This is a genomic window from Streptococcus sp. SGI.013 (assembly GCF_050315295.1).
Taxonomy (GTDB): domain Bacteria; phylum Bacillota; class Bacilli; order Lactobacillales; family Streptococcaceae; genus Streptococcus; species Streptococcus porcorum.
The window spans coordinates 19,976-33,328 of sequence record NZ_JBNPOS010000019.1 but is presented as its reverse complement, the minus strand read 5'-3'; the positions used below and the strand labels follow the sequence as shown (position 1 = coordinate 33,328).

The 13,353-nt window shown below is 37.7% G+C and carries 12 protein-coding genes; 2 read left to right on the top strand and 10 right to left on the bottom strand.

The genetic code is table 11. The features are described from left to right. Positions 1-281: 281 nt before the first annotated feature. Together xerS and ACQRDX_RS06235 are read left to right on the top strand one after the other, a co-directional pair. Positions 282-1,352 (top strand): tyrosine recombinase XerS, encoded by a 1,071-nt coding sequence (gene xerS, locus ACQRDX_RS06240; RefSeq protein ID WP_427895365.1) that lies wholly within the window; start codon positions 282-284, stop codon positions 1,350-1,352. Beyond that, entirely contained in the window at positions 1,353-1,691 is a 339-nt protein-coding gene (locus tag ACQRDX_RS06235) for a hypothetical protein (protein ID WP_427895367.1), read from the top strand. Positions 1,692-1,741: 50 nt separating this feature from the next. Here the strand turns inward: ACQRDX_RS06235 and trmFO are convergent, their stop codons facing one another. From trmFO to ACQRDX_RS06185, 10 genes are all read right to left on the bottom strand, one after another. Then, positions 1,742-3,091, bottom strand: a complete 1,350-nt coding sequence (trmFO, locus tag ACQRDX_RS06230) for a methylenetetrahydrofolate--tRNA-(uracil(54)-C(5))-methyltransferase (FADH(2)-oxidizing) TrmFO (RefSeq protein WP_427895369.1) — start codon at positions 3,089-3,091, stop codon at positions 1,742-1,744. Positions 3,092-3,280: 189 nt separating this feature from the next. Then, the gene (gene topA, locus ACQRDX_RS06225; protein WP_427895371.1) at positions 3,281-5,413 is read right to left on the bottom strand and encodes a type I DNA topoisomerase; all 2,133 of its coding nucleotides are present in this window, start codon (positions 5,411-5,413) and stop codon (positions 3,281-3,283) included. 94 nt (positions 5,414-5,507) lie between these two features. Beyond that, complete coding sequence (gene dprA / locus ACQRDX_RS06220; protein ID WP_427895373.1) at positions 5,508-6,350, bottom strand: DNA-processing protein DprA; 843 nt, start codon at positions 6,348-6,350, stop codon at positions 5,508-5,510. 41 nt (positions 6,351-6,391) lie between these two features. Next, positions 6,392-7,327, bottom strand: coding sequence for an ROK family protein (locus ACQRDX_RS06215; protein ID WP_427895375.1), 936 nt, complete (start codon positions 7,325-7,327; stop codon positions 6,392-6,394). Continuing rightward, positions 7,305-7,901: a sugar O-acetyltransferase gene (locus tag ACQRDX_RS06210; protein ID WP_427895377.1), complete on the bottom strand. Its 597-nt coding sequence runs from the start codon at positions 7,899-7,901 to the stop codon at positions 7,305-7,307. Before ACQRDX_RS06210 ends, ACQRDX_RS06215 begins: the two co-directional genes overlap by 23 nt. Before the next feature lie 207 nt (positions 7,902-8,108). Beyond that, the gene (locus ACQRDX_RS06205; RefSeq protein WP_427895379.1) at positions 8,109-9,419 is read right to left on the bottom strand and encodes a nucleobase:cation symporter-2 family protein; all 1,311 of its coding nucleotides are present in this window, start codon (positions 9,417-9,419) and stop codon (positions 8,109-8,111) included. Positions 9,420-9,589: 170 nt separating this feature from the next. Beyond that, entirely contained in the window at positions 9,590-10,360 is a 771-nt protein-coding gene (locus tag ACQRDX_RS06200) for a ribonuclease HII (protein WP_354369209.1), read from the bottom strand. Next, positions 10,347-11,198, bottom strand: coding sequence for a ribosome biogenesis GTPase YlqF (gene ylqF, locus ACQRDX_RS06195; protein WP_427895381.1), 852 nt, complete (start codon positions 11,196-11,198; stop codon positions 10,347-10,349). Before ylqF ends, ACQRDX_RS06200 begins: the two co-directional genes overlap by 14 nt. Positions 11,199-11,404: 206 nt before the next feature. Next, entirely contained in the window at positions 11,405-12,571 is a 1,167-nt protein-coding gene (locus ACQRDX_RS06190) for an ATP-grasp domain-containing protein (RefSeq protein WP_427895383.1), read from the bottom strand. A gap of 17 nt (positions 12,572-12,588) precedes the next feature. Beyond that, positions 12,589-13,335: an esterase family protein gene (locus ACQRDX_RS06185; protein ID WP_427895385.1), complete on the bottom strand. Its 747-nt coding sequence runs from the start codon at positions 13,333-13,335 to the stop codon at positions 12,589-12,591. Positions 13,336-13,353 lie beyond the last annotated feature (18 nt).

Sequence of the window (13,353 nt, the reverse complement as noted above, 5' to 3'; positions counted from 1 at the left end):
TACCGTGAAATAATGTAGATTTTTGGAAAAAATAGCTAAAAAATTTTTTTCGGTTATTTGGTTATGACGCGAGGATGCATCTTATATATCTTTCCGAAAAACTGTAATTTTCTTGAAAAATATAAATAGGTCTGTTATACTACTATATAGATAATTTGAAAAATTTTTAGCTAATTTTTGTACTTTTCAAACTAGAAAGACTAAAAATTTTATTTTTTAAAACAATCTTCTTTGGGAATTGTTGCTAAAATCAAATATGATGTGATATTAAGGAGACTCTTATGCGCCGTGAATTGCTACTTGAAAAAATTGAAGACTTAAAAACTCTCATGCCTTGGTATGTTTTAGATTATTATCAATCAAAATTATCGGTTCCTTATAGTTTTACCACTTTATATGAATATCTAAAGGAATATCGCCGTTTTTTTGAATGGTTAATTGAGTCGGGTATTTCGAATGCTGAAACTTTAAAAGAAATTCCATTAGAAACCTTGGAAAATTTAAGTAAAAAGGATATGGAATCTTTTGTGCTCTATCTTCGTGAACGGCCGTTATTAAATGCAAATACAACTAAGACTGGTGTTTCACAAACAACTGTTAATCGAACTTTGTCAGCTCTCTCCAGTTTGTACAAATATCTGACTGAGGAGGTAGAAAATGATCAAGGTGAGCCTTATTTTTACCGTAATGTTATGAAAAAAGTTTCTACAAAAAAGAAAAAAGAAACTTTATCAGCCAGAGCTGAGAATATTAAACAAAAACTTTTTTTAGGTGATGAGACGATGGAGTTTTTAGATTATGTAGATAATGAATACTCTAGCAAACTATCAAAACGTGCCTTATCTTCTTTTTTAAAAAATAAGGAACGTGATTTAGCGATTATCGCCTTGCTTTTAGCTTCGGGTGTGCGCTTATCAGAGGCTGTTAATTTAGATTTGCGTGATGTTAACCTTAACATGATGATAATAGAGGTAACTCGCAAAGGCGGGAAACGTGACGCTGTTAATATTGCAGGGTTTGCTAAACCTTATCTTGAAAATTACATGGCAATTCGTCAGCAACGTTACAAAGCAGAAAAAACAGATGTGGCCTTTTTTCTCAGTGAGTACCGTGGCATCCCTAATCGTATGGATGGTTCAAGCATTGAAAAAATGGTTGCTAAATACTCTGCTGGCTTTAAGATTAGGGTAACCCCTCATAAATTACGTCATACTTTGGCAACGAGGCTTTATGATGCTACGAAATCACAAGTGTTGGTAAGTCACCAACTGGGACATGCTAGTACTCAGGTTACAGATCTTTATACCCATATTGTTAATGATGAACAAAAAAATGCTTTGGATAAATTATAGTTGCTAGTCTTCTTCTACTTTCCTACTTCTGCTATTTTCAAACTTTTTCATGAAGAAAAAGAGGAGAGTTATCGTGTTATTTCAAGTGATCCAAAGAATAGACTTTTCTCTCAATCTCCAAGACTCGGAGCTATCTTTCGCTTATTTTATTTAGATGATTCGACTTTACAAGAATCTTGTCATTTAGAACAACTTTATCAAGATAAAGTCCAACAACAAAAACAAACCGTTATCCATTCCCTCAATCGTGTCAAAGGTCATTCTCGAGATACGATTCATCATGCCCGAAAGCTATCTCAAGTAACTTGGGGACGGGCTAAGATTCTTTTCAGACGCTAATTTGATAGTGTTGACTGAGTTATAGAAAAAAGCATCAAGAGATGCTTTTTTTAATAATTTATAAAAGTTGAGAGATCGGATAAAGCTCGTTCAGCTATCTTTTCATAACGTTCTTTTTTATCACGAATGCGGGGGCCATCCAATTCTTTAATGATACCAAAATTGACATTCATAGGTTGGAAGTGCTTGCTATCAGCGTGAGTGACATAGTAAGGAAGACTTCCAATAGCTGTAGTATGAGGGAAGATAACTTCATCTTCTCCTTTAAAAAGTTTGGCGGCGTTGATACCTGCAACAAGACCTGATGCAGCAGATTCAACATAACCTTCTACTCCTGTCATTTGTCCTGCAAAAAACAAGTTAGGATTATGACGTGATTGGAAGGTTTGTGTCAGCAAATTTGGTGAGTCCATATAAGAATTGCGATGCATGACACCATAGCGAACAAATTCAGCATTCTCAAGCCCTGGAATCATCTGAAAGACACGTTTTTGCTCTCCCCATTTCAAATGAGTTTGAAATCCAACGATATTATAGAGACTTCCAGCAGCGTTATCTTGACGAAGTTGAACAACAGCATAAGGTGTTTTAAAGTCTCCGTCACGTTGACCCTTATAATCGTCAGGGTATTCTAAACCAACTGGTTTCATAGGGCCATAAAGCATGGTCTTGATGCCACGCTTCGCCATAACCTCAATTGGCATACAACCTTCAAAGTATTTCTCTTTTTCAAAGCTATTAAGCGGAGCTTCTTCAGCATTGGTTAGCGCCTCATGAAAAGCCAAAAATTCCTCTTTAGTCATAGGGCAATTAAGGTAGGCAGCTTCTCCTTTGTCATAACGTGATTTGAGGTAAACCTTATCCATATCAATAGTTGATTTATCGACAATAGGAGCTGCGGCATCATAAAAGTAAAATCCTGCACCACCATTAAGAGCATGAATTTTTTCAGCTAAGGAATCTGATGTTAAAGGTCCTGTAGCAATGACCGTTATAGCATCATTGGGGATTTCAGTGATTTCATCACGAATGACTTCAATGAGAGGGTGCTGTGTTACTTCTTGGGTAACCAGTTGTGAAAAACCTTCTCGATCAACTGCTAAGGCACCACCAGCTGGCACACGAGTCGCCTCCGCAGCTTTCATAATAACTGAATCTAGACGTCGCATTTCCTCTTTTAAAAGACCTACAGCATTGGTTAAACTATCTCCACGAAGGGAGTTTGAACAAACCAATTCAGCAAAATCAGTTGTCTTGTGCTGAGGTGTTGACTTGACACCACGCATTTCATACAATTTCACTGGAATGCCACGTTTGGCAATCTGATAAGCCGCCTCGGACCCTGCTAAACCAGCTCCGATAACATTGATATAATCTGCTTTTTTAATCGATTGAGACACTCACTAATACCTCTTTGGGAGCTTGCTCCCACAAATCTTTCTAACTAATTATTGAACATCTATTATAACAGAAAATCAAAACTCAAGCAAAATACTTCATCTATTATTTGCATAATTTTTATTATGTAAATGATTATCAAAAAATAGAGGAGATCATTATGATCTCCTCTAGGTGTAGATTGGTATGTTTTATTTTACTTTTTCTTCCTGGTAGTCGCAGTCATCGTTGCTACAAATGACTTGCTTGCCTCCACCACGAACTTTTTTCTCAATAAGGAAATCACCTGATTTCGGACATGTACGTCCTACAGGTTTATCCCAAGAGGTAAATTCACAGTCTGGATAACGATCACAACCATAGAAGAGTCTATTTTTCTTGGTTTTACGTTCAATCACTTGACCTTGTTGACAAAGAGGACAAATGACACCGATTTCTTTAGTGATGGCTTTGGTATTGTGGCACTCTGGGAAGTTACTGCAGGCATAAAATTTACCATAACGCCCCAGTTTAATAACCATCTCATGACCACAAACATCACAATCAAAACCTGCTGGTTCATCCTTGATTTGAATTTTTTCCATTTCGGTCTCAGCCTTGGCCAATTCTTTTTGGAAAGGTTGATAAAATTCATCGATAACCTTTTGCCATTCTTCTTTTCCGACTTCGACAGCATCAAGTTTAGTTTCCATCTCTGCTGTAAACGCAACGTTTACAATATCAGGGAAAAACTCTACAATTAAGGAATTAACAATTTCACCTAGTTCAGTAGGCTCAAATCGTTTAGAGACTAGTTTTACATAGTATCTTCGTTGAATGGTTTCTAACGTAGGAGCATATGTAGAAGGGCGTCCGACACCATTTTCTTCCAATGTCTTAATCAAGGTTGCCTCAGAATAACGTGCAGGTGGTTGGGTAAAGTGTTGTTCAGGGTGGGTAGAGACTTTTTGGACGGTGTCCCCTTCTTCCATCTCTGGTAACATTTTATTTTTGTCTGAATCATTATAAACTGCCATATAGCCTGGGAATTTTAATTGGCTACCATTGGCAGTAAAGATAACACCACTTTGTGATAGGTTCACTTTCATTGTATCAAAGATAGCTGCAGTCATTTGACTTGCTACAAATCGATTCCAAATTAAGGTATAAAGCTTTAACTGATCTTTATCTAGGAATTTGGCCATGGCTTCAGGCGTATTGGTGACACTTGATGGACGAATAGCCTCGTGTGCATCTTGTGCCCCTGAGGCGTTCTTCACACGATTGCCATGTTTGGAGTATTCTGCTCCGAATTTTTCTGTAATAAAGTTTGCGGCATCATTTTGTGCAATCGGACTAATACGGGTTGAATCCGTACGCATATAGGTAATAAGACCTTGCTGTCCTGCTGATCCTAAACTAATCCCTTCGTAGAGCTGTTGGGCAACCATCATGGTTTTTCGTGTTCTAAAGTTGATTTTATTGGCAGCATCTTGTTGAAGAGATGAGGTTGTGTATGGTAGAGGAGCGTTTCGACGGCGTTCCTTTTTTTCTACCTTATCAACATTAAAGGCATCACTTGTGATACGTGATAAAACAGTTTTGACATCCTCATTGGTCTGTAGTTTTAACTTTTTACCATCTAAGCCGTAAAAGCTAGCGCTAAATTTTTTATTCCCCTTTTTAAATAGTGTATCAATTGTCCAGTATTCCTCTGGTTTAAACGCTTTGATATCATTTTCACGATCAATAATCAATTTTAAAGCAACAGATTGTACGCGTCCCGCAGACAACCCTTTTTTAACTTTTTTCCATAAAATCGGCGAAATAGAGTAACCAACAATACGGTCTAAAACACGTCTAGCTTGCTGGGCATCGACTAAATCCATGTCGATTTCCCGTGGTTCCACAAAAGCATTTTTGACAGCATCTTTGGTGATTTCATTAAAGACGACACGGTTTTTATCCTTAGGATCTAGTCCTAAGATATGAGAAAGATGCCAAGAAATTGCCTCTCCTTCACGATCGGGGTCACTTGCCAAGAAGACTTGCTTGGCATTCTTCGCTTCTTTTTTAAGAGAATTAATCAAGGGACCTTTACCGCGGATATTAATATATTCTGGCTCATAATTATTATCAAAATCAATAGACATACTAGATTTCTTGAGATCTCGAATATGTCCTACGCTGGCTACAACTTTATAAGTTCGCCCCAGATATTTTTCAATGGTTTTAGCTTTTGCTGGAGACTCCACAATAACCAATTTTTTCTTAGGACTGGTTTTTTTAGTCGTTTTCTTTTTTGTAACTGTTTTTTTAGTTGTTGTCTTTGTTGCCACAGTCATTCTCTTTTCTATACTTTTAGATAAACCAAAAAGAATGATATATCATTTTTTAGACCTTGTCAATAAAAAACATTTTCTTATAGGAAAACTTATTTTAAAAATGATACTCTGAAAGGATGTCGAGCCCTGTTGTGACGCACTTTGCTCCCTCTTTTATCAAGTGATGACAACCTTCAGAATTTCCATCTAAAATATTACCTGGTACCGCAAAAACATCTCGCCCCTCTTCTAGTGCACGTTCACAAGTAATCAAGCTACCTGAACGGATTTTTGCCTCTACAACAAGCACTCCAAGAGAAAGCCCTGCGATAATCCTATTTCGCTCAGGAAAATGATGACGTTTTGGGCTACTATCTGGACCATACTCTGATAAAATGAGGTGATTTTTACTGATATAGTCTTGCAAGGGACGGTTTTCTTTTGGGTAGTATTGAGAAAGTCCATTACCTACTACAGCTATAGTCTTTCCGCCTTGTTTCAATGTGGCCATATGAGCTGCAGTATCAATTCCTCGTGCTAGACCACTTACAATAACAAAGTTCTGATTTAATTCTGCCAGTAATTTTTTAACCGTTTCTGAACCTGCTTGGCTGGATTTCCTAGCACCGACAACTGCTAATTTAGGTTTTTCTAACAGTTCTAAAGCCCCTTGATAGAATAATAAGACAGGCGGATTGTAAATCGCTTTTAGTTCTTCCGGGTAAACCTGATCTAAAATTGAGAACGATGGGAAACGCTTAAATTCTTCCAGTAATAGTTTTTTATCCAAGCTTTTATACCGTTCTAACACTAAACTAGGATGTTTACAATTAGCAATACGGATCATCTCTTTAAGTGATGGTGATGTCTGATTTTTTTTGATATAGCTTAAAATTTTATTCAGACCTAGATTGGTAATACCTGCTGTTTTTAGTTTATACAATTCAAAATTATTCATAATTTCCCTCCATTTTTCTATTCGATAATGGAGAGTTGTAGTTAATCGTTTATTTTTTTAAATTGACAATAAGCTCCAACTAGGTTGGCTTGTTGTTGAAAGGAGCAAGCTATGATAGGCAATTGACTTAATTGATTAGACAAACCAACTTGCTCTCCTAATAGTTGAAGGTATTGCTTGGTAATTTCTTCTATTAGTAAGGGTTGCTGACTAATACCACCCCCAACAGCTACCATTTCTAGTTTAAATATATTTCGTAAATTTAAAATCAATATGGCAATATCTTGGCAATATTTTTCGAAAAGTTCTTGTAAGTTTTCTTTTTGACCGAGCTTGAGTTGCTCAAAAACCTCTTGTCCATCCTCCTTTTTTAAATCTAAGATTTGACTCGCTCGCTTAATAAATTGAACTGCAGAACCGGTGTTAGTGATAAGGTTGCCGATGCCGTTGATTTGTAAACCTAACGATTGCGACAAACTCTCAATGCCTTTAAATTCACGCAATCCTCGTTCCCAAAGGTCTGAGGCTGAAAAATCTTTAAAGGTCATCAGATTTTGATCAGAAACCAAGGCCAAGCCTACACCTGTCCCTAAAACGAGAACAGCTCCATAGTGGCAGCTTTTCAGACTTCCGTATCGCGACTCTGCTAACCCTGCAGCATCTGCATCATTCAACACACTGACAGGGAGGTGATACTTTTCTTCTAAATGCTTCCCCAATGGAAAGTTTTTTAGGTAACTAATCAGACCACCATGATAAACATAGCCGCTGACCACATTGATTTGCCCAGGGCACGAAATTGCCACACCCTTAATCTGATGATGATAGTCTTTTATAAGTGACTCTAGATAGAGAAGGAAATGATTTAACTGATCAGGTGTCTTGTGTTTTTGTTGATGTGATAACACAAGATTATCATCTATTAGGGCTGATTTAATAAATGTCCCTCCAATATCAATGCATAAGTGCTGAGTCATCAGTTTCTTGTTTCTCCTTTTTTGTTTCATCAATAGTTTTAATGATACGCGCTGGATTACCAGCAATAAGGACATTATCTCCGTAAGACTTTGTGACAACGCTACCTGCCCCCACTACAACATTATCACCTAAAGTAACACCAGGAAGGATAATAGCTCCACCTCCAATCCAAACATTGTCCCCGATGGTAATAGGCGCTCCGTATTCTAGCCCTGCGATTCTCTCTTTGGCTGTTAGAGGATGTAAGGGGGTTAATAATTGAACACTTGGTCCTAACATAGCGTTATCTCCAATCCGAATATCACAGACATCTAACATGGTACAATCAAAATTGGCATAAAAATTTTCTCCAACATAAATGTTAGTACCATAATCGCAAGAAAAACATGGCTCCATATAGATAGAATCACCGGTTGCTCCAAACCATTTTTTTAAAATTGAAGCTCTCTTTTTACCATCTTTTTCTTCATTAAATGCAGCCATATTTTCTCTGGCCTTTTGGCGTAAACTTTTTAGTTCAGCATCCCCAGCATCATATAATTGTCCTGCTAACATTTTTTCTCTTTCTGTCATAATTCACCTCTATTGATATATTATCCTCACTATAAAACTTTAATTCAAGATTGTCAATTTCTTTTTAACTTTACCACAAAAAAGCTTAAGAAGAAAATTGCTTCATCAAAAAAAGCCCCCTTCGTCTCCAAACATAGAGGCTTAATGAACCTGTTAAGCTTGGAAATGAAGAGGCTTATTCTAAAAATTAATGCTAGACGTTATATCTTAGTCTCTGTCTTTTAAAACAATATTTAATAAAAGGGCAGCTAGTGTACCTGTTGAGATACCTGATGATAAGACCATTTGAAGTGGTGTTGGAAGTGAGCTTAATAATTCTGGACGAACAGTTACACCAATTCCGAGTGCGAAAGCAACGGAGATAATCAAAAGTTCACGATCTCCCATTTTTACTTGTGCTAGTGTTTTAATCCCTTGAGCAGCGACAAGTCCAAACATGATGACACCCACCCCACCTAAAACGGGTTGAGGCATGATTGAAATTAGGGCTGAAATTTTAGGGAAAATTCCTAAAGCAGTTAAGATGATTCCTGCGACCACCATGACGTGTGTACTAGCAACCTTAGTTAAGGTAATCAAACCAACATTTTGAGAGAAAGCTGTGTTAGGGCCTGCACCAAAGAAACCTGCGATTAAAGAGCCAACACCATCTGCTAATACTCCATTTGCGGCACGTCCACTTGATACTTTTGTATTTGATGCCTCACCAATTGCCATCATGATCCCAACTGTTCCAATAAGAGAAACAATATAAGCAGGGATAAAGGATAAAATGGATGAAAGATCAAACTTTACCCCATAGCGAAGAATGGCTGGAAAGGAAATCCAAGCTGCATCTCCTACTGCTGATAAATCAACCTTCCCGAGAACAATACAGAGTAGGTAACCAAAAATCATGCCGATAAAAACAGAAGCAGTTTTCCAAAGACCTTTTCCGAAATGATTAAGTAAAAGTGTAAAGACCATAACGATAAAAGCGATGCTAATATTTTCTAAAGAAGCATAATCTTTGGCACCTGAGCCCCCGGCTGCCCAGTCCATGCTAACTGGTAAAAGTGTAATCCCAATGAGTGATACAACTGTCCCTGTAATAAGGGGTGGGAAGAATTTCATCAAAGGTTTGATAAAACGGCTTAGAACAATTTCAACTAAAGAACCTGCTATAGTGGCACCAACAATCCCTGCAATCCCAAAACGTGAACCGACACTGATGGCTGGGCTTGCAAAAGTAAAGTCTGTTCCCATCATCCCAGATACACGTGCTCCGATAGGTCCAACTCCTTTTGATTGTAGAATTGTTGTAATCCCTGCAACAAAAATTGCGGCAGCAACCATAGTTGAGGTGTCTTCAACACTTAATCCTAGAGCTGAAGCTACTACTAGGGGAACTGCGATAATTCCTGCAAAAGCAGCTAAAATATGTTGAAGTGCCAAGATAACTGTCACACCAACAGGTGGTTTGTCATCTATCCCGTAGAGCATTTTTTCTAGCTCTTTAACCGAATGTTCTTTAGACATATTGTCTCCTTTGTGTAAAAATAATGATGTCATTTATTTTATCATAAGATGCTCTTTCTTTCAAGGTCAAAAACGAACATTTTATTACCTATATGATGTATTTATTCGTATTTTAGAAAACAACAATAATCAAAAAGACCCTCGTAAGAGGATCTTTTTGATTATTGTTGTTAGTTGGAAATTAGCATTGATTTAATCGGCTCAAAACTTTTTCGATGAATGGGAGTGATACCAAATTGATGGAGTGCTTTTAAATGCTCTGCTGTGCCATATCCTGCATTTTTTTCAAAACCATAGCCAGAAAACTTCTGATCATAATCTGCCATCATTTTGTCTCTTGTAACCTTGGCTACGATAGATGCTGCGGCGATAGACAAGCTGTTAGCATCTCCTTTGATAATAGCTGTTTGCGGTATAGATGTCTCCAACTGCATCGCATCAATCAGTAGGTGATCAGGTTTTTGGTTTAATTCACCTAAGGCTTCTAACATAGCTAACTTTGTTGCCTCGTAAATATTAACCTGATCAATGACGCTAGCATCCTTTATTCCCACTCCAACTGCTACCGCTCGTTCCATAATTTCTTGGTAAATGACTCCATGCTTTGATTTAGGAATTTTCTTGGAATCATTGAGGTAGCGGATCTTACAACCTTTTGGAAGAATAACCGCCGCAGCTACAACGGGACCTGCTAGAGGCCCTCTTCCGACTTCATCTATTCCAGCAATCCACTCCACATGATTGTCGTAGAGTGATTTTTCATAAGATAACATAGCCTCTAAGCGAGCATCTTCTGCGAGTTCTTTTTCCAATTCTTTTTGGCGTTTTTTTATAGCTGTTTGAACGCCTGTCCGATGATCTGTTGATAATTCTTGGAAAATAGGGCTGTCAAGCTGATGAACTTCCTGCAATCGTTCTTTTATCTCTTTAATCGTTGCCATCTAGATCACTTACCTTATCGAGTGTATAAGTTCCAAGACGACCATCGCGGATATCTTTTACAAACAAAGTATAAAAACGATCATAGTCATCTCGAAAACCAAGTTTTTTTGTCAGATTCATAATCATCTCAGGCGTTTCTTCATCCAGATCAATTCCCTTAAAACGCTCTAGTAATCTCTCAGGGTAGTTAGCTTTAAAGTAATCTAATCCAAAAATAGTCACCTCGTCCATAGGCAATAAATTATCCTTAATGGCCCCTGTCAAGGCTAACTTCAAACCTACAAGTTGATCTTCAAATTTTGGCCAGAGAATTCCTGGAGTATCCAGAATCTCCAAATCCTTATTAGATTTTAACCATTGTTGTCCCTTTGTGACACCTGGTTTATTTCCGACAACTGCAATTTTCTTTCCTGCCAAACGGTTCATAAGAGTTGATTTGCCAGCATTTGGGATACCAATGATCATAGTGCGCAGAGTTTCTTTTTGGATTCCTCTTTCACGGAGACGTATAATTTTATCTTTCATCAGCTCCTTAGCTGCGTCAGTCACTTTTTTCACTGTCGCTTGTTCTTTTGAGTTGATAGCTAAGGTTTTAATCCCTTGTTTTTCAAAATAGCTCTGCCATTCTTTCGTTAAAAAAGGATCAGCTAGGTCAACCTTGTTGAGAATCATAAGTTTTGGTTTATCTCCAACAATTTTGGTCAGCATGGGGTTTTGACTAGATAAAGGTAGTCGAGCATCAACTAAAATTGTTACAAAGTCAACGTGTTTAATATTTTCTTGAACTTGACGACGGGCCTTGGACATATGCCCAGGAAACGATTGAATAATTGCCATGAGTGTATAATTCCTTTCTCTATGTGATTTGCTACGGGGACAAATCAACTTTTTTCTTGTGGAGATCAACTTTACTAAGCTAATCACCTAGAAACTTATCTGATTTTTTTCTAAGTTAAATCATATCAAAATTTAGCTTCAAAAACAACACATGGAAAAATACAAAAAACCCGTCATTGACGAGTTTTTGTTTTTATGAAATAGTGCTATTGTGTTTTTCCGATAAAGTCAATCATCTCATCTAACTCTTTTTTACTCTTAGTCACAAGTAGATAAGCATCATTTCCTTGTAGCTCCGCAAAAGCATCAGGCATACGTTTAACGGTCTTGAGATTATCTGCATAGCGTTCATAAATCTCATTAGCTGGGTAAAGGTAGTTTGTGGTGTCACGGCGTGTAGCCACAAGGCAATATTGCGGCTCAAACACACGCTCTTCCACATTTCCACCAGTCACGATATTAGCATAGTCTCGGAAAAGGTCAATTGAATGCGCATAGTTATAAGCTTCGACAGTAAAGCCCCCTGCCATACGGTTATTGTACTCAATAGCAATATAATCTTTTCCATCTTTGAAAAACTCAATGTGGAAGAAGCGCTCTTTCATTCCAAATTCTTTAATAATGGCACGACCATATTTGACTAATTGGGGATCCAACTCTTTTTCAATATAATAAGCGTTATCTTTTTTACTTTGCATCAATTCAAATGGGGTGTGAACATAAGTTAGGCCTGTTTCAAAGACCACGTTTCCATGACGATCAACCAAACCATCATAGGTTGTGATGATGCTAGAATTGACAAATTTTTCAAAGAAGTAAGCAGTTTGTCCATCCCAAGCTTGTTTAAAAGTTTCCAAATCAGCTTTTTTAGTTAATTTGAAAGTTCCTGAAGCACCAACGCCATTGTCAGGCTTAGCAATCATAGGAAATCCAATTGTTTTTACAGCTTTTTCAATGTCTTTTTCTGTTTTAACCACCATGCCCGGTACGACTGGTACACCTGCTTTAGTGAAATGTTTTTTCATCTCAGACTTGTATTTCGTCTTTTTAAGGTGTCTTGGTTTAGCACCGAAAATGTTAAATTGTTCACGTAAGGTAGCGTCATTTTCCAACCAGTGCTCATTGTGGGATTCCACTCGATCAATCGGGCCATGTTTATACATCAAGAAAGCTGTTGCTCGCTTAACCTCATCAATATTCTCCAAGTCATTGACACGGAAATATTCTGTAAGAGCATAACGTAGTTCTTCAGGCAATTGATCATAGGGTTCTTGCCCAATACCTAGAACCGTAACGCCTTCTTTTTTAGCCAATTCAATGGTGAATGGTTGGAAATTTTCTGGATAAAAAGGGGAAATAACGAGATAATTCATAGGTAGTCCTTTCTAGATTAAAGTCCGATAGAATGTAAGAAGAATGGCATTTGTTTTCTCCACCAAACCCAGTCATGAGCAACATCAGTTCCCCAGGTGTCAAACCAAGCTGGAATATTCTTCTCTTCAAAGGCACGTTTTAGGTTATAGAATGAGTCCAGACCGTCTTGCTCCCAATCACCCAAACCTGTGCAAACGATAATATCAGCCTGACGGTATTTGTCAATAAACCAGCCATCATTTTGATTCCAGATGTAGTCTGCTGGTGAATTTTGATAAACGGCACCATCATGACCGTAATCTTGGTTATTGTTAAAGAATCGAGCATCATAAATACCTGAAAGGGCAATGACTTTTGTAAAGACATCAGGATGTTGAAGGAAAAAGTTTAGCGCGTGATAAGCACCCATAGAACAACCTGTCGTCATCATACCGTCATTCCACCCAGTCTTGTATTTAATGAATGGAATCGCTTCTTCAATGACATAGCGTTCATAGGCGCGGTGAGCTTCAGCCTTATCGTGAATAGACTTCCAATCAGCTAACCAACTTTCCTTATCATAACTAGTGAGGGTAAAAAACTGGACTTTTCCAGCTTCAATTGAGCTACGACAAGCTTCAATCATTCCAAAATCCGCATACTCATTGTATGAGCCACCTGATGAAGCAAAAACAACCACAGGAATACCTGCGTGACCATAACGATTGACATTCATTTCTTGACCAAGATTTCCTGACCAATGACTTAAAAAGTCTACATGCATATTTTTTCTCCTAACTAT